The organism is uncultured Bacteroides sp. (genome assembly GCF_949298305.1).
Classification (GTDB): Bacteria; Bacteroidota; Bacteroidia; order Bacteroidales; family Bacteroidaceae; genus Bacteroides.
In genome coordinates, this window is sequence record NZ_CASFWU010000010.1 from 26,333 (window position 1) to 44,756 (window position 18,424).

Consider the following 18,424-nt stretch of genomic DNA (forward strand, 5'->3'; position numbering starts at 1 on the left):
TTCTATCCCTCCCCCTCTCTACGGGAGAGGGGGTAGGGGGGTGAGGCTCCTTATATCGCCTCCGCCTCCGCCGCCAGCAGCCATATCAGCAGCGTGGCGGCCAGCAGCGACGCTATGGCGCTGAACAGCACGTAGAACAGCACCGCTTTCACCGTCGTCTTCACCCAGCCCTGGCGGTAGACCGTGCGGAAGGACACGAGCATGTAGAGGAACAGGGCCACGGGAAAGCCTGTGAGAGTGATGCGCAGGGAGTTCAGCTGCACCGTGTTGAGCGTCTGTCCGGCAGCCACCAGGTCGTCGATGCCGTAGGCGAAGAGCGGCACCAGCGGAATGCAAATCAGGATGAGGAAGACCGTGTTCAGGTGGATGGCGTGGACGAAGTGCCACATGTAGGGCATCCGCTTGCGGGCATAGAAGAGCTTCAGCATGGCTGCAAAAAGAGGCAGGAGGAACATCATATAGAAAGGTGTCCATTTGGAAAGGCCTGCTATAATGTCGTTGGTGAACTGCTCCTTTTGCAGGGTATCAGCTTCGGCGTCTTTCTTCACGTCGTCGGTCCAGATATAGACTTTTTGCGGTTGCAATACGAGGCTGTCGTTTCCGGTACGTATGCTGTCAACCCGGAAGGCTCTGATGGCTGCTGCGTTGTCGGGACCGTAATCCTTGCCGTCTATCCAGTTCTCTATGTTCAGGTTCTTCAGGGCACGCACCTTCCGGATGTAGTCCCAGTCCTGCGGCAGGATGTCGGTCTGCTTAAAGCAGGAGTCCACCAGCAGGCGGGGCAGAGTGGTGCGCGCCAGTCCGTAGAGGTCGTCGACGGGCTGGAAGCGCACGAGGCTGTCCGCGTCTTCCACGCCGAAGCGCAGCTTGAGGGTCTTCACCAGCCCGGGTACTTGGTAGAGATAGACCGTGGTGTCGGCCTGTTCTCCGTCCCGGTTGCCGCTCTGCTTCACCTGCTCCACGATGCTGCGGCGCAGCCGTCCGTCGGTCAGTGCGTTGAAGTCGCCCGCCCGCTCGCCCACCAGCATGAAGAACACGGCGAAGAACACCACCGAGATGCACATGTAGAGGCGGAAGGGGTGGACGTAGGAGTTGATTTTGCCCGCGTTGAACTCGGCGGTGAGGAATCCCGGACGGGTGAACATATACCACAGCGTGCGTCCTATCTTGGTGTCGAACTGGTAGACGTTCTCGAAGTACTGGCGCACGTACTTCCAGAAGGGCTGCTCCACGTCCAGCGCATACTGCCCGCAACGGTGGCAGTACATGCCCTCGAGTGTCGTCCCGCAGTTCTTGCAGTGTGTATATTTCGGTGTCCTCTTCTTGCGTATTCTCCGCAGGCGCATCAGCTCAATCTTTCGCCGCACGCGCCGCGACCGTGCCCGCAGGCGTTCTTTCCAATCTCTCAGCATAGTCGTACGTATGTCAAATCGGCCGCAAAAATATAAAAAATGTGATAGTTGCTTAGGTTTTGCTTAAAAAAGTTATGCAGTCTACAAGAAAAAAGCGAAATTTGCGCTGCGTTAATGCAGGAGTATTTTTAATACCTTTAAACAATAAATACATTATGACAAAAAGTGCATTGCAAATTGCAAGGGCTGCCTACCAGCCCAAACTTCCGAAAGCGCTGAAGGGCAACGTGAAGGCCGTATGCGGCGCCGCCACCCAGTCTGTGGCCGATCAGGAAGAAATCAAGAAACTGTTTCCCAACACCTACGGAATGCCTCTCATCAAGTTCGAGGCTACCGACGAAGCTGTCAGCTTCCCCGCTATCAACGTGGGTGTCATCCTCTCGGGCGGTCAGGCTCCTGGTGGTCACAATGTAATCTCCGGCCTCTTTGACGGCATCAAGAAACTGAACAAGGACAGCAAGCTCTACGGCTTCATCCTGGGCCCCGGCGGCCTGGTAGACCATAACTACATGGAACTGACAGCCGACATCATTGACGAATACCGCAACACCGGCGGCTTCGACATCATCGGCTCGGGCCGTACCAAACTGGAGAAGGAAGAGCAGTTCGAGAAGGGATATGAAATCCTGAAGGAACTGGGCATCAAGGCGCTGGTCATCATCGGCGGCGACGACTCCAACACCAACGCCTGCGTGCTGGCCGAATACTACGCTGCCAAGAACTACGGCGTACAGGTCATTGGCTGCCCCAAGACCATCGACGGCGACCTGAAGAACGAAATGATTGAGACCAGCTTCGGCTTCGATACGGCCTGCAAGACTTACTCTGAAGTCATCGGCAATATCCAGCGCGACTGCAACTCCGCCCGCAAGTACTGGCACTTCATCAAGCTGATGGGTCGCTCGGCTTCCCACATCGCCCTTGAGTGTGCTTTGCAAGTACAGCCCAACATCTGTATCGTATCGGAAGAGGTGGAGGCCAAGGACATGTCTTTGGACGACGTAGTGACCTACATTGCTCAGGCCGTCGCTGCCCGCGCCGCAGAAGGCAACAACTTCGGTACGGTGCTCATCCCCGAGGGTCTGATTGAGTTCATCCCCGCCATGAAGCGCCTCATCGCCGAACTGAACGACTTCCTGGCTGCCAACGCCGACGAGTTTGCCCACATCAAGAAGTCTCACCAACGCGACTATATCATCAGCAAGCTCTCTGCCGAGAACTCCGCTATCTACGCCAGCCTGCCCGAAAGCGTGGCACGTCAGCTGACACTGGACCGCGACCCGCACGGAAACGTACAGGTATCGCTCATCGAGACCGAGAAGCTGCTCTCCGAAATGGTAGCCACCAAGCTGGCACAGTGGAAGGAAGAAGGCAAGTTCGTAGGCAAGTTCGCTTCGCAGCACCACTTCTTCGGCTACGAAGGCCGTTGCGCCGCTCCGTCCAACTTCGATGCCGACTACTGCTACTCACTGGGCTACACAGCCGCTTCGCTGATTGCCAACGGCAAGACTGGCTACATGTCATCCGTGCGCAACACGACTGCTCCTGCCGACGAATGGATTGCAGGCGGTGTGCCCATCACCATGATGATGAACATGGAGCGCCGTCACGGCGAGATGAAGCCCGTTATCCAGAAGGCTCTGGTGAAGCTGGACGGTGCGCCCTTCAAGGCATTTGCCGCACAGCGCGACGTATGGGCCAAGGAAACGGCTTACGTTTATCCCGGTCCTATCCAGTACTTCGGTCCTACTGAAGTTTGCGACCAGCCTACCAAGACCTTGCAGCTGGAGCAGGCCAAATAAGAAGAGGCATTGCGTCTGCAACAAAGTCTGAGCCTGCGGCCCGGCGGCACACAGCCGTCGGCCTCCGCCGGCGAGGCAATCTATATATAAGGAATATATAAGGAAAAAGGAGGATGTGTCAAAACCGCGCATGAATGGGTTTTGGCGTATCCTCTTCTTTTGAATACAAGCGGCTCCACCCGACGGTGGAAAGCCGGAATGACATTGAATGGATATGATGACAAAGAATACCCCCAAGCCCCAGCGCAAGTCGGCCAAACGAACCGCCACTGCTGCCAAGCGTCCCTCGGGCCGGAAGAAGCAGCAGCCTTCCCGCTCCATGTCCGTCTGGCTGCGCAATGTGCTGGCCGTGGCCATCATTCTGGTCTTTTCGGCCGGATTCTATTGGTTCTTTGTCCGTCCCTACGCCTATCGGTGGAAACCCTGCCATGGACAGCGGTTCTACGGAGTGTGCATGCCCTGCAATTACGAGGTGCATGGCATCGACATTTCCCACTATCAGGGAGACATCGACTGGGGAAAATTGGTGAACAGCCGCAGCGCGGACTTCCCCATTCAGTTCGTATTCATGAAAGCCACCGAGGGAGGTGACTACGGCGACGACAAGTTTGCTCACAATTTCGACCTGGCCCATCGTCACGGCCTGATTCGTGGAGCCTATCATTTCTTCATTCCGCAGACAGATCCTGTCAAGCAGGCCGATTTCTTCATCCGTACCGTCCGTCTGACGAAAGGTGACTTGCCTCCCGTGCTCGATGTGGAGACTACCGGGCGCAAGTCGGTGAGCGAGTTGCAGAAAAGCGTCAAGACCTGGCTGGACAGGGTGGAGGCCCATTACGGCGTTAAGCCCATTCTCTATGCCTCCTACAAGTTCAAGGAACGTTATCTGAACGATTCCATTTTCAATACCTATCCCTATTGGATTGCCCATTATTACGTGGACTCCGTTCGCTACACGGGTCCGTGGCACTTCTGGCAGCACACGGATGTGGGGCAGGTGCCGGGCATCGAGGAGGACGTGGACCTGAACGTGTTCAACGGCACGCTGGAAGAGCTGGTGGGCATGACCTTGCCCTGACCATTCTCCGCCTGCCTCCTCTCTTTACCCGTATCTTTCTTTCTCCTAGGTTTCGATCCCTTTCTTAAAAGCGGATAAACTTCACTGCTGCCCAATGGTTGCGCTCCCGTTGGTGTGCGAAGAACAGCCCGTTTTGTTCGGCTTCGTCTTGGATGGCGGGAATGTCGTCCGTATAGAATCCGCTCATGTACAGTTCCGCTCCCGGCTTCATGCGGGCAATGTAATGCTTCATGTCGGCCAGCAGGATGTTGCGGTTGATGTTGGCTATCACCACGTCGAACGGCCCCTTGTCGGCCAATGAGGAGGCGTCGCCCTGGTGGACGGAGATGTTGTCCAGGTGGTTCAGTGCGATGTTCTCGAGCGAATTGCGCACGCACCATTCATCAATGTCGATGGCGGTACACGAAGCCGCACCGCGCATGCGGGCCAGGATGGCCAGGATGGAAGTGCCGCACCCCATGTCGAGTACGTTCTTTCCTTGCAGGTCGTTGTCCAGCAGTTCGCTGATGATGAGGCTGGTCGTCTCGTGGTGTCCTGTGCCGAACGCCATCTGCGGGTTGATGATGATGTCATACTCCGCCTGTGGCACGTCGTGGTGGAAGGTGCTGTGTATCACGCAGCGGTCGCCGATGATGATGGGCTGGAAGAAGTTCTTCTCCCACTCCTCGTTCCAGTCCTTGTCCTCCGCTTCCTCGCAGGTGTAGCTTATCTTCGTGTCGGGCAGGGGGAAGTCGGCCAGGGCGGCCTCCAGCGCTTCTTCTTGATAGAGGTTCTTCTGGATGTAGGCGGCGATGCCTTCGGGTTGCTCTACGAAACTCTCAAATCCCACTTCCCCCAGTACGGCGGAAAGCACGTCGTTGACGGTCTCCGTGCAGGGGACGGTGCGGAACATAAATTCTAAGTACTTCATGGCTGTCTGTTGATGGTTGGTTAAGAACCAAAGATGTCTGTAATCCTTGTGTAGTGCAAAGATAAGGTAAAGCTGAGGCTGTGCAAACATTTGTCTTCCTTTTTTTGCGGAGTGGGGAAATAGGGATTTCCCTAAAAAACTTTGGGGGAAATCTGTCGGGCGGGTCATTTTACGTGGCTATCTTCGCACTGCAAGTATAGCGGCCAGACGGTACGCTGCCTGCCGAGAGACATTATTTCTATAAATCTATAAAACCTACGAATATGAAAAAGATTGTTTTTTTATCACTTTTTGCCTTGTGCCTTCCCTGGACACTCGCCGCGCAAAGTATAGAGGACGACCTTTACTACGTGCCTTCCAAGAAGAAGGAAACGCCCAAGCAGGAGGAAGTGAAGAAGACTCCTGCCCGCGAGACGGTGGTGGTAAAGACCAACGCGCCTGCTACGACGGTGGTATCCTCCGGCAAGAGCGGGACGACCGTGGTCGTGAGGGACGTGAAAGGCAATGTCCGCGACGTGGACGAGTACAACCGGCGTTACGACTCGGACGACTATGCATTCTCTCAGGAAAATGATACGCTGTTCATCGACGAAAAGCCCTACGACGGCCTCGACGGCGAATGGGTGAACGGTTTCGACGGTTCGGCAGATGACTATGAGTACGCCACCCGCATCATCCGCTTCCGCAATCCGCGCTTTGCCGTCAGCATCAGCAGTCCTTATTATTGGGACATTGTCTACGGACTCAACTCGTGGGAGTGGAATGTCTATACAGACGGTCTTTATGCCTATGCTTTCCCCACGTTCAGCAACAGCTTGTGGTGGGATTGGCGTTGGGGCTCCTACGGCTGGGGCTATCCCTACTACGGTTGGGGATGGAGCAGCTGGTACGGTCCGGGCTGGGGCTATCCTTATTATAGCTGGGGCTTCGGCTGGGGCGGCTGGTATGCCGGCTGGTGGGGTCCTCACTATCATTATCATCCCGGCTGGTATCCGGGCGGCTACTGGGGAGGACGTCCTGCCGTTTACGACACCTATACCCGCCGCAGCACAGCCGGCGTCCGGAGCTCTTACAGCACGGGTGCACGCCGGGGAGGCGCATCGGCCGTACGCGGAACGTCGGGAGCTACCCGTGCCACCCGCTCTACCGGAACATCCACTTACAGCCGTGGCGCCACCAAGCGCGTGGTTGGTACCCGCTCAACGGCTACGAGGCCCGGAGCAGAATCCCGCACCAACGCCGCCGACACCCGCCGGAGCGTCTATACCCGTCCGAGCAGTACCCGTACAGGCTCCACCTATACCGGTACCCGTGAGAACGGTTCGGCCACTACTCCCGTCTACACCGGAGGCGGCCGTCGCACCAGCACACGCGGTGCTTCCACCTACAGCCGGGGCAGTTCGCAGTCCGCTACCCGCAACTATTCCAATGGAAACAGCAGCAACCGTAACCGTTCCTACACACCTTCGTCGCGCAGCACGACCACCCGCAGCTATTCCACGGGCGGCGGCAGTTCCTCCAGAGGTTCCATGGGCGGCGGCTCTACCCGTTCGTCGGGCGGTGGCGGCGGTGCTTCGCGCAGCAGAAGATGACAGTTGCCCTGATTTGAGATTCATGTAGAATGATAACAACCCAAGCTCTGCAAGCCCAGGTCCTGTGTCGGGCAGGGTGGGAGAAGGAACGTTCCTTTCCCGCTACGACGGGCGGCACTTTGCTTCCTGACAGGAGATGGGGCTTGCGGTGTTTAAACAGACTTTAAATATGAAGAAAATACTGACGTTGGCTGTAGGGACGCTTTTGCTGGCAGTCCCGTTGAGTGCACAGACTGTGTACGATGCAGCCCAGATAGCTAATAAAGACTTGAACGGTACTGCCCGTTTTGTCGGTATGGGCGGAGCCATGAGTGCGTTGGGCGGAGACATCTCCACCATCGCCACCAATCCGGCCGGCATCGGCATCTACCGGAGCAACGACCTGGTGACTACCTTCGGCCTCTCGGCCTACGGCACGGAGAGCTCTTTCCAGGGCAACAAGTGGTCGGCCGACAACATGCGGGGCGACTTTGACAACATCGGCCTTGTCTGGTCCAACAAGATAGGCAATGTCACCACCCTGCGCTATGTGAACTTCGGGTTCAACTACAAGCGTGCCAAGTCCTTCTACCGCAACATGGAGATGGGAGGCAACATGGGCAACCTTTCGCAGACCTACCAGATGGCCTGGCAGGCCAGCGGTTCGGGCATCCCCGATTTCGGCATCACCAACTGGGGCGACTATCCGTTTGAAGACCCCAATGTGGGCTGGCTTTCGGCCATCGGATATAAGGGATATGTCATTGACCCGGCCGACGACAAGGGCAACTACGTGGGCATGTACAACAACGCCGATGCCAGCTTCCGTTCCGAGGAGCGGGGCGGGGTAGACCAGTACGACTTCAACCTCTCGTTCAACCTCAGCGACCGCATCTACTTGGGTGTCACCATCGGCGCCTATTCCGTCAACTATAACAAGTACACCTACTACGGCGAGAACTATACGGGCGTAGATGCCCCGCAGAAGTACTCGTTGCAGAGCTGGAACAAGATTGAGGGCAGCGGCTTCGACGTGAAGCTGGGTGCCATTGTCCGTCCTTTCGAGACCTCTCCGCTGCGTATCGGCTTTGCTGTCCATACGCCTACTTTCTATAACCTGGACTATCGGACCAGCGCCTACATCAGTTCGGACGTGCTGAACGCCGAGACGGGCACCATCGACCAGTGGGAACTGGATACCCGCGCCGAGTTGGCCGGCGGCGGAGACATGGTACGCTCTTTCCGCCTGCGCACGCCCTGGACGTACAACGTCAGCCTGGGCTACACCGTCGGACAGAACTTTGCCTTCGGTGCCGAGTATGAGTATCAGGACTATTCATCCATGGAGTTCCAGAGCCCGGAAGGCTTCTCTTCCGACTTTGAGTGGGAAAACAGTGCCATGCCCATGCTGAAAGGGGTAAGCACGTTCCGCGTGGGCATGGAGTACAAGGTGATTCCGCAGTTTGCTTTCCGTGCGGGCTACAATTTCCAGTCCGCCCTCTTCAAGAGCGACGCTTTCAAGGACCTTCCCTTCAACTCCATCCAGACGGATACCGACTTTGCCAATACCAAGGCGCTGAACAATTATACGATTGGCATCGGTTACCGTGGCTCGATGTTCTATGCCGACCTGGCCTATAAGTTCTCGTCCTACAAGTCGGACTTCTATCCCTTTGCCAATTTCTATACGGAAGGCGGAGGCATTGTTTACGAGACTCCCGAGGTGACCAAGGTCACCAATACGCGCAGCCAGGTGCTGCTGACGCTGGGCGTGCGGTTCTGACGCCGGACCTTTTTGTAGGGACGCACCACGGTGCGTCCGTCCGTATGTTCTTGTCGGTATTCATGGATGCATGTGCGGACGCACCTTGGTGCGTCCCTACATGTTTTATATGGAGCCGGCTTTGTTTACATTCTCCACCCACGTTGTAGGGACGCACCACGGTGCGTCCGCCCGTATGTTCTTGTCGGTATTCATGGATGTATGTGCGGACGCACCTTGGTGCGTCCCTACATGTTTTATATGGAGCCGGCTTTGTTTACATCCTCCACCCACTCTGTAGGGACGCACCGCGGTGCGTCCGCCTGGTTTCATGTGGGACATGTTCGAGTTGCCGTTCGTAGGTGTATATGAGGGTGCCAAAACAAAGGTATCCAAAACTCTCCTCCTTCTGGAAGGAGGAGTACCCGAAGGGGGAGGTGGTAGGTGGAAACATAAAGTATTGATATACAAGATGTCTTAAAACCTACCACCCCGCCCCTTGGGCACCCCTCCTTCCAGAAGGAGGGGAGTCAGATACCATCATCTGGTTTTGACACTATGGGATTTTCCCCATCATCGTCGACCTGGATGAAGTCAGATACCATCATCTGGTTTTGACACCCTCACATCGTAAACGATTAACCGGCGGCCGAAGGGAACCACACGCTTGGTTGCCCTGACTGCTGTTTTCCCCGATAACGGGGGAAGTCTCTGTTAGGTACGGGAAAAGATGCTTCTTCTCCGCAGAAAGGTTCTGCCAACTTCTTAGAAAAGTTATAAAGCAGCTGCTCAGTTGTATATCTGAGCGCTTGCGATGTACAACTGCGCCCTTGCGATGTACATCGCAGCGGCTGCTTTATAGGATAACTTGCGGGTCGGCCAATCTTCACTGCTTGCTTGGTGCTTCCTTTCCGCTTGTTTGGCATTTCCTTTCTGTCTGCCGGGCGGCTCTTTCCTTTCCGTTTTCCCACTCTTTTCCGCCTCTGTGCCCTTCCCTCTGTCGCGGCTTCCGGTGGGGGACGGGTATGCCGTGGATGGAGAATCTGTGGGCGTTTTCTTCGTTCTTATAAGGCTTTCCGTGCCTTCGTCCGAGGCTGTCGGATGCTTCGCTTTCCCTTTCCTTTGGGGGTGTCGCGTAGGGAAACATCCCTTTCCGGCCCGTTCACTTCCCTCAGGCGCGTATTTCCGGGCCGAATTGTTTTGTCTGCGTTACATTCTGTTTCGTCAGTGTTACACAAGCCCCTTTTTTTCGGTACGGAATGCCAGCAAAGATATCTGTTACATAATTTTAATGAAAGAAATCTGTTTCTCCTTATCTTTGCTATACATAATTTCATTTATAGCTATCATTTTTATTATAAACATTTAATTACATGAAAACATCCAGATTGAGAATGGGCTGGCTCCGCAGCCGCCAGACTTTGTTGTTGCTTGCCTGTGCTTTGTTGTCTTCCGGCACGGCGTTGGCAGCCAAAGGTAAGGCCAGTAAGAATGCGCCTGTGTTCACGAATTTTGTCTATCAGGGAGACGACAAAATATACAAGGAAAATCCCTTGCAGCCCGACGAGTTCTACAACCCCATCCTGCAGGGCTGTTACCCTGACCCCAGCATCACGCGCAAGGGCAATGACTATTACCTTGTCTGCTCTTCGTTCGCCATGTTCCCCGGTGTACCCATTTTCCACTCCAACGACCTGGTCAACTGGAAACAGATTGGCCACGTGCTGGACCGCACGTCCCAGCTGAAGGTGGAAGACTGCGGCATCAGCGCCGGCGTGTATGCCCCGGCCATCCGCTACAACCCCTACAACGACACGTTCTACATGATTACCACCCAGTTCTCGGGCGGCTTCGGCAACATCATCGTCAAGACCAAAGACCCCATGCAGGGATGGAGCGACCCCATCAAGCTGAACTTCGAGGGCATCGACCCGTCCATCTTCTTCGATGAGGACGGCAAGGCCTATGTGGTACACAACGACGCGCCGGACAAGGGCAAGGAACGCTACGAAGGCCACCGCGTCATCAAGGTGTGGGAATATGACCTGGAGAAGGACCAGGTGATTGCCGGCACGGACAAGATTATTGTGGACGGCGGTACGGACATCAACAAGAAACCCATCTGGATTGAGGCTCCCCACCTCTACAAGAAGGACGGACGCTACTACCTGATGTGTGCCGAAGGCGGTACGGGCGGCTGGCACAGCGAAGTGATTTTCATGAGCGACAGCCCCAAAGGCCCCTTCAAGCCGGCTCCCTCCAACCCCATCCTGACCCAGCGCTACTTCCCGCAGAACCGTGCCAACAAGGTGGACTGGGCCGGTCATGCCGACCTGGTGAAGGGCCCGGACGGCAAGTACTACGGCGTGTTCCTGGCCATCCGTCCCAACGAGAAGGACATGGTGAACTCCGGCCGCGAGACCTTCATCCTGCCGGTTGACTGGAGCGGCACGTACCCCGTATTCGAGAACGGACTGGTGCCGATGGACTGCAAGCTGAAGATGCCTGCCGGCGTGGAGAACAAGACGGGCAAGGACGGCTTCTTCCCCAACGGAAACTTCAAGTTCGAGGATAACTTCACCGCCGAGAAGCTGGACTACCGCTGGATTGGCATGCGTGGTCCGCGCGAGGACTTTATCTCCATCGCCAAGAAGGGCGGATTGCAGATTACTCCGTTTGCCACCCAGATTAAGGAAGTGAAGCCCATCTCCTCGCTGTTCTACCGCCAGCAGCACAGCCACTGCACGGTTTCCACTACCCTGAAGTTCAAGCCTGCTTCGGAGAACGAGCTGGCCGGCCTGGCCTGGTACCAGAGCGAACGCTTCAACTATGTGTTCGGCGTGACGAAGAAAGATAAGGAATACATGCTGGTACTTGCCAGAACCGAGAAGGGCAAGACGACCATCCTGGCATCGACCCCCATTGACGTGAAGGAACCCATCACCCTGCAGGCACAGGCCAAGGGCAACGACTACCGCTTCTTCTACTCGGTGAACGGTGGCGAACGGATTAACCTGGGCGGCATCGTTTCGGGCGACATCCTTTCTACCAACGTGGCTGGCGGATTTACAGGCAGCCTGATTGGTCTGTATGCTACTTCAGCCAACGACATTCTTCCTTAATGATGATGAAACTTAATAGTTTGTATTTTTCGCTTCTGCTTCTGGTGTCCTTTTTCGGATACCGGGCAGAAGCCTCTGAAAAGCAGGTGGCAGACAGCACAGTGTTTGTCAACCCGATGATGTGGGCCGATGTCCCCGATCCGGATGTGATTCGTGTGGGCGACGACTTTTATATGGTCAGCACCACCATGCACCTCATGCCCGGCGCGCCTGTGATGAAGTCCAAGGACCTGGTCAACTGGGAAATCGTCAGCTACGTGTTCGACAAGCTGACGGACGGCCCCAAGTACGACCTGCTGGAAGGTACCGCTTACGGACGCGGGCAGTGGGCTACCTCCATCCGCTACCACAACGGTAAGTTCTATCTCTACTTCTCGCCCAACGACCAGCCCTATCGGGGCTATGTCTATACGACGACCGACCCTGCCAAGGGCTGGACTCTGGAGGCGCGTACGCCGCACTTCCACGACGCCTCCCTCTTCTTCGACGACGACGGCAAGGTCTACGTGTTCTACGGCACGGGCGAACTGCGCGAGCTGAAGAGCGACCTGTCCGACGTGCAGCCGGGCGGTCTGCAAATCAAGACTTTTGAACGCGACGCCTCCGAGAACGGCCTGCTGGAAGGCAGCCGTGTCATCAAGCACGACGGCAAGTACTACCTGCTGATGATTTCCTGGCCCAACGGCGGCAAGCGCCGTCAGGTCTGCTACCGGGCCGACAAGATAGAAGGTCCCTACGAGAAGAAGGTGATTCTGGAGAGCGATTTCGGTGGCTTCCCCTACGTGGGCCAGGGCACCATTGTGGACGATGCCAAGGGCAACTGGTACGGTGTCATCTTCCAGGACCGTGGCGGAGTGGGCCGTGTGCTCACGCTGATGCCCTGCCGTTGGATTGACGGCTGGCCCATCCTGGGCGACGAGAACGGCCGTGTGCCCCTGACGATGAAGAAACCCGTGCAGGGCTGTCCGGAGATTCCGTTGGTGGTGAGCGATGCTTTCGACAATAGCAAGCTGAAACTGAACTGGCAGTGGAACCACAATCCCGTGGACAATGCCTGGTCGCTGACCGAACGTCCGGGATTCCTGCGTCTGAAGACCAGCCGCGTGGTTGACAACCTCTACCTGGCTCCCAACACGCTGACCCAGCGCATGGAGGGCCCGCAGTGCAGCGGCGTTGTTGCCATGGACCTCTCGCACATGAAGGATGGTGACGTGGCCGGCTTTGCGGCCTTCAACGGCCATTCCGGCCTGCTGTCCGTCTCGATGGAGGGCAGCAAGAAGTACCTCACCATGTCTACCAACGTGGTGGACCTGCGCGACCAGGACAAGGCCGTGCTGGGTGTGGATGTGGAAGAGAAGGAGCGTGTGGAGCTGGATGCTTCCGTGGTCTATCTGCGCATCGACGCCGACTTCCGCCCGGGCAAGGACATCGCCACTTTCTATTACAGCACGGACAACACCAACTGGAAGAAGATTGGTGCCGACTTCAAGATGATTTTCGACTATCGGAAGTTGTTCATGGGCACCAAGTTCGCCATCTTCAACTATGCCACCAAGGCTCTCGGCGGCTATGTGGATGTGGATTCTTTCGACTACAAGCGTACGAAGAACACGGCGGAATAAAGAGGTTGTCGGGGTGTTGAATACCCGTACAATTCTTAATGTTATTCACCACAGATTACTCGGATTGGCACAGATTAGGGAAAATAAGTCTGTGAGAATTTGGGCAATCTGTGGTGATTCTTTTATGGATGTCTCTACAGCGTGGATGTATTCAAGCCGCCCCCGCCCCTACACGTATTTTTTGTTGTAGGGACGCACCACGGTGCGTTCTTACGGCGGAAACTTGAATTAGTTAGCCGTGGGAGTCAGCATCGGCCCGATAATCTCCCACAGCCCCATGTAGCGCATGATGAATTCCATGCCGCCAAGTACATGGCTGGGCATGGTGAGGTCTGTCAGTGTGGAGTTGCCCCAGATGGCGTGGGCGCTTACCGCATTGCTGTAAGGTACAAAGTCGTCCAGCGGCGAGTGGAAGAGGTTGAAGGCGGTCTGCGGCTGTGTGGCGGCGTTTACCAGTGAGTTCTTCCGCAGGGCGTTGATAATTGCCAATACGTCGGCGTTGCCGTTGAAGTCGGGGGCGGCGAAGAAGTCGGGGTGCACCACCTGGGTGATGTCCGTGCCCAACGCTGCGTGCCATTGGGACAGGGGAGTGGTGGAGAACATTTGGTTCAGGCCTTTCTCAATGACGACCGGCGCATACAGGTTCTCGTCGCTCACGTTGAGCTGTTCGCCGTAGGCCATGCCGCGTATCAGGTAGGGCAGGTAGCCGCTGCGCGGATAGGATTCCGGTATTCCCTCTTCGGTGAGGAATGCTTGCAGCAGGTTTTCCAGGTCGTACGGACCTCCGCCGGCCCATACTTTGCGAAGGCTGCTGCCCAGTCCGCGGCTTTCCAGTTCCAGTTGGGTGGCCATGGTGGCCTGTCCGCCTTGTGAGTAGCCCAGCAGTTCGAGGTCATCGTCCGTTTCGGCAATCTCCTTGTAGCGCAGGTACTCGCGGGCGGCCTCTATCATGTCGGCGCAGGCTGTTCCCGTCAGCTTGGCGTGCAGGTAGGGATGCTGGCGGTCTGCGGTACGGCTGGCTCCGTATCCCAGATAGTCTGCCATGACAACGATGTGCTTGCTCACCACCGGCATCATTTCGTAGTAGAAGAGTTGCTCCGAAGGTGCTTCCTCGATGTCGAGTGTGCCGTGCTGGATGCTGAGCAGATGGTCGTAGGAAGTGGTCCCGCTGGGGATGGCCACTACGCCCGATGCCGTGACGTCGTTGCCGTCGACTCCGGTGGTGGTGTAAGTGATGGCGGCCACATCCACGTCGCACAGCAGTCCGCTAATCAGTGCCTCCGGCAAGTCGATGTCCTGTGAGGCAGCGTAGTTCACCACCATTTCCGTTATTTCACTTTTGCTGATGTGTTTCTCGGCCGTGACTCCTGTCAGATACTGGTTGCTGACGGGTGGTTCCTGTTCCGGTGTGTCCTCGTTGCTACAGGCGCTGAAGAATGCCAGCATCAGCAACAGACTCAGAAGTTTGTTAGTCATGTTACGGTTCATTTCTGTTCTTTTATAGGTTAGTTGATAATAGTGGATAAAAGTCTGTCGGTTTTGTCATGTCTGCTGACGAATGCTTTTGATGGGAAGCATTGCCATGGTCCCTACCAGATATGGGCACAAAGGTATCAAAAGATGGGATATGTCTGCCCTTTTGTGCAGACTTTTTGCAGTTCCGTCTGTAAATCTGTGTTCGGGTGGGGGAGAAGAAACGGGGAGTCGGGCCGGGGATGCTGCGGTAGCGGCTCCCCCCGGCTTAACTCCCCGTTTTCCTTACTATGGGCGGTGGCGGATAGTCTTTTCCGCTTCGTGCTATCTGTCCAGACTGGCTTCCGTCAGTATCACCCCGTCCATCATGCGGATGATGCGGCGGGCCTCGCGGGCGTTCTCCTCGGAGTGGGTCACCATGACCACCGTGGCGCCGTCGGCATTGAGTTCCTTCAGCAGGGACATCACTTCGTTGCCGTTGGCCGAGTCGAGGTTACCCGTCGGCTCGTCGGCCAGGATGATTTTGGGGTTGGTGACGATGGCGCGGGCAATGGCCACACGCTGCTGCTGGCCGCCGCTGAGCTGCTGCGGATAGTGCTCGGAGCGATGGGCTATCTGCATGCGGTCCAGTGCACGGTTCACGCGCTCCACCCGTTCGCGGACGGATACGCCGGCATAGAGCAGGGGCAGTTCAACGTTCTCGAACACCGTCAGTTCGTCTATCAGGTTGAAGCTCTGGAAGACGAATCCCAGGTTGCCGTTGCGCAGGTCGGTGCGGTCGTTCTCTTTCCATCGGGACACTTCCTGCCCCATGAACCACAGTTCGCCCGAGGTGGGATTGTCCAGCAGGCCGATGACGTTGAGCAACGTGGACTTGCCACAGCCCGACGGGCCCATGATGGCTACAAACTCGCCCGGATGTATCTCCAGGTTCACTTCGTTCAATGCGGTTGTCTGCACGCTTTCGGTGCGGAATATTTTGGTCAGATTAATGGCTTTGATCATATTAGATATTCTGAGCCTCACCCCCGACCCCTCTCCCAAGGAGAGGGGGGGAGTAGAAGCGTTGTTTTTAAGGGTTAGACATTGTTTTAATGGTTAGACATTTTATCCAATATATTATATATGTGTACATCCACCCTCCTCCCCCTCTCTTTGGGAGAGGGGGTCGGGGGGTGAGGCCCTTTACTCGTATCTCAACGCCTCCACCGGGTTCTGCGACGCCTTGCGCCACGTCTGCCCCACGACCGTCAGCAACGTGATGGCCGCCGTCAGCAGGCCGGCCAGCAGGAAGAGCCACCAACTGATGGGTGTCTGATAAGCAAACTCACTGAGCCAGCTGCGCATCAGCCAGTAGCCTATAGGGCACGCCACAATGAAGGCAATACCCACCCACACCAGGTACTCGCGGCAGAACATACGCACGATGCGGTCGGAGTGCGCGCCGTTCACCTTGCGGATGCCGAACACACCCATTACGGCAATGAGGATGGCCAGCACGGTGAAGAACAGCAACATACGGCTCTGCTGATGCTCGCTGGCATAGCTTTGGTTCAACTTATCGGAAAAGAACTGATAATTGAAATCCTTGATGAAGGCATTGTCGCGCGCGGCAAACTCCTCGAACTTCTCCTTGATGAAGGCCAACGTCTGCTGCCGCCGTTCGGGGGCTATCTTGATGTACAGATAGCTCAGAGCTTCGGGGTTGTACCAGATGTAGGCAGGCTTGATTTGCTCGCGCATGGACTGGAAGTTGAAGTCCTTCACCACGCCCACGATGCGTAGCGGCATTCCCCACTCCGAACGGATTTCCAGCCCGATGGGGTCGGCCACCTTCATGGCATGCCAGGCTGTCTCGTTGATGACGGCGGTCTTGGTCTCCCCCTGGTTCCAGTAGTTGTTGAAGTCGGCATCCATCAGTTCTCCCTTCACCAACTGCATGCCGAAGGTCTTCACGAAGTCGCCGTCGGCCCACAGCTGCACCATGCGCAGAGAGTCGGTGCGACCGTCCACATCGGTCCACTCCACTGGTTTCCCATCCTTGTAACTGGTGCCTTCGCCGAAGCTCTCGATGGGCGACGACATGGTGACGCCTTTGATGTCGGGATTGCGCAAGAGCTCCTGCTTGAAGTCGCCTACGTTGTACCACAGGCTGGTATAAATGCAAACAATGTTTTCCTTGTCCAGCCCCATGTCCTTGTTCTGCATGTAGTGCAGCTGCTTGAAGACGATGCCCGTCAGCAACATCAGCACCAGGGCGATGACAAACTGCACGCACACCAGTCCGCGTATCAGCCCGCCCTTGCGCCCCGTCTTACGCCCGCCCTTGAAGGCCAGCAACGGATTGACAGACGAGAGATAGAAAGCCGGATAGCTGCCTGCCAGACAGCCCACGCCCACAATGCCGAACAGGCTGTAGAGCACCACGCTCCAACTCGCCTCCAGTCGCAGGTTGGTCTCCATCACCCGGTTGAATAGGGGCAGCGTCAGCTCGGTCAAGGCCAGCGCCAGCAGCAGGGCGATGCACGCCTGTACCATCCCTTCGGACAAGAATTGCCCGATGAGCACGCGGCGTTTGGCTCCCGTCACCTTGCGCACGCCCACCTCCTTGTAGCGCAGCGAGGCACGGGCGGTGGAGAGGGTGGTGAAGTTGAACGCTCCCATGAAGATGATGAGCACCGCCAGGGCGATGAACAAATAGACGGTAGCCAGGTTGCCGTGCTTCTTCACGTCGGGGTCGGCAAAGCGGGTATGCAGATAGATGTCGTGCAGGGGCTGGAAATTGAGGCGCACATTCTTCTCGCCACGGTCGGCCGGCAGGCGGCTCATGGCCTGCGCCTCGCTGCGGAGCAGGGCCGCACCGTCCTTCATCTTGACATAGACGTGCATACTTTCTCTGAAGGTATCCCAATCGATGTTCATGGCTCCTCTGCCATACGCCTCCATCGGCTTGGCCAGCTCGAAGCGGATGTGGCTCTTGCGGGGAATGTCCACCACGGCCACCACCGTATAGACGTCGTTGATGAAGTCGCCGAACGAATAGGTCAGCTTCTGCCCGACGGCCGTGCCCCGAACTTGCGGGCCAGTTCGGTGGAGACGACCACGTTTCCGGGGTTGTCGTTGATGCGTTGGGGGTTGCCTTCCACCACGGGGAAGGTGAAGAAGCGGAAGAAGGTGCTGTCCACGTAAGTTTCCGTTGCCGTCATCTTCTTTCCGTCCTCTGTCTCGTAGGAGTGCCGGTCGCCGTACTTGATGGCCGTCGCGTCCTCCACCTGCGGGAACTTCTGCCGGAAGGTGGTGGTAAGCGTGCGCGGCAGGCGGGGCGACTCCTTGATTTCTCCGCCCGCCTCGCGACGAAGCTCCGTCACACGGTAGATGCGGTTGCCGTCGCGGAAGCAGTCGTCGTGCGTCAGTTCGTCCACCACCCACAGGTAGATGAGGAAGGCAGCCGTCAGGCCCAGCACAAAGCCCATCAGGTTGATGGAGGAGAACAGCAGACTCCGGCGGATGAGCCGAAGCGCTACTTTGATGTAATGTCTCAGCATAATTCGGTATTTATTCAGGTTCTACAAATATACGGTTTCTCTCGCTCCCGTCAAGGTTCTGCCCTGTCGGGTCGCCGCCTTTGCTTGCCCAAGGTGCCACCTTTCCCCGCCTGAGGCGCTACCTTTG

General features: G+C 56.6%; 10 protein-coding genes and 1 pseudogene. 6 read left to right on the forward strand and 5 right to left on the reverse strand.

The window, feature by feature from the left end; translation table 11 throughout:
* Positions 1-50: 50 nt before the first annotated feature.
* The gene (locus Q1Y74_RS02385; protein WP_300812116.1) at positions 51-1,412 is read right to left on the reverse strand and encodes a DUF3667 domain-containing protein; all 1,362 of its coding nucleotides are present in this window, start codon (positions 1,410-1,412) and stop codon (positions 51-53) included.
* A 155-nt stretch (positions 1,413-1,567) separates the two neighbouring features.
* Here Q1Y74_RS02385 and Q1Y74_RS02390 point away from each other — a divergent pair, with 155 nt between their 5' ends.
* Together Q1Y74_RS02390 and Q1Y74_RS02395 are read left to right on the forward strand one after the other, a co-directional pair.
* Entirely contained in the window at positions 1,568-3,214 is a 1,647-nt protein-coding gene (locus tag Q1Y74_RS02390) for a diphosphate--fructose-6-phosphate 1-phosphotransferase (RefSeq protein ID WP_300812117.1), read from the forward strand.
* A 214-nt stretch (positions 3,215-3,428) separates the two neighbouring features.
* The gene (locus Q1Y74_RS02395; protein ID WP_300812118.1) at positions 3,429-4,292 is read left to right on the forward strand and encodes a glycoside hydrolase family 25 protein; all 864 of its coding nucleotides are present in this window, start codon (positions 3,429-3,431) and stop codon (positions 4,290-4,292) included.
* 64 nt (positions 4,293-4,356) lie between these two features.
* Here the strand turns inward: Q1Y74_RS02395 and prmA are convergent, their stop codons facing one another.
* Positions 4,357-5,202 carry a 50S ribosomal protein L11 methyltransferase gene (gene prmA / locus Q1Y74_RS02400; protein ID WP_300812119.1) on the reverse strand — a complete coding sequence of 282 codons (846 nt, stop codon included), beginning with the start codon at positions 5,200-5,202 and terminating at the stop codon, positions 4,357-4,359.
* A gap of 263 nt (positions 5,203-5,465) precedes the next feature.
* Between prmA and Q1Y74_RS02405 the strand changes: the two genes are divergently transcribed.
* The 4 genes from Q1Y74_RS02405 (at position 5,466) to Q1Y74_RS02420 (ending at position 13,279) form a co-directional block, all read left to right on the forward strand.
* Complete coding sequence (locus Q1Y74_RS02405; protein WP_300812120.1) at positions 5,466-6,794, forward strand: hypothetical protein; 1,329 nt, start codon at positions 5,466-5,468, stop codon at positions 6,792-6,794.
* A 169-nt stretch (positions 6,795-6,963) separates the two neighbouring features.
* Positions 6,964-8,556 carry a TonB-dependent receptor gene (locus tag Q1Y74_RS02410; protein WP_300812121.1) on the forward strand — a complete coding sequence of 531 codons (1,593 nt, stop codon included), beginning with the start codon at positions 6,964-6,966 and terminating at the stop codon, positions 8,554-8,556.
* Positions 8,557-9,908: 1,352 nt separating this feature from the next.
* Positions 9,909-11,657, forward strand: coding sequence for a glycoside hydrolase family 43 protein (locus tag Q1Y74_RS02415; RefSeq protein WP_300812122.1), 1,749 nt, complete (start codon positions 9,909-9,911; stop codon positions 11,655-11,657).
* A 5-nt stretch (positions 11,658-11,662) separates the two neighbouring features.
* Positions 11,663-13,279, forward strand: coding sequence for a glycoside hydrolase 43 family protein (locus Q1Y74_RS02420; protein ID WP_300812150.1), 1,617 nt, complete (start codon positions 11,663-11,665; stop codon positions 13,277-13,279).
* A 228-nt stretch (positions 13,280-13,507) separates the two neighbouring features.
* Here Q1Y74_RS02420 and Q1Y74_RS02425 read toward each other — a convergent pair whose 3' ends face one another.
* From Q1Y74_RS02425 to Q1Y74_RS02435, 3 genes and pseudogenes are all read right to left on the reverse strand, one after another.
* Complete coding sequence (locus tag Q1Y74_RS02425; RefSeq protein ID WP_300812123.1) at positions 13,508-14,755, reverse strand: hypothetical protein; 1,248 nt, start codon at positions 14,753-14,755, stop codon at positions 13,508-13,510.
* Between the two features lie 321 nt (positions 14,756-15,076).
* A complete protein-coding gene (locus Q1Y74_RS02430; RefSeq protein ID WP_300812124.1) occupies positions 15,077-15,757 on the reverse strand; it encodes an ABC transporter ATP-binding protein in 681 nt (226 codons plus the stop codon).
* A gap of 180 nt (positions 15,758-15,937) precedes the next feature.
* A pseudogene (locus Q1Y74_RS02435) lies at positions 15,938-18,297 on the reverse strand (ABC transporter permease).
* Positions 18,298-18,424: the final 127 nt, after the last annotated feature.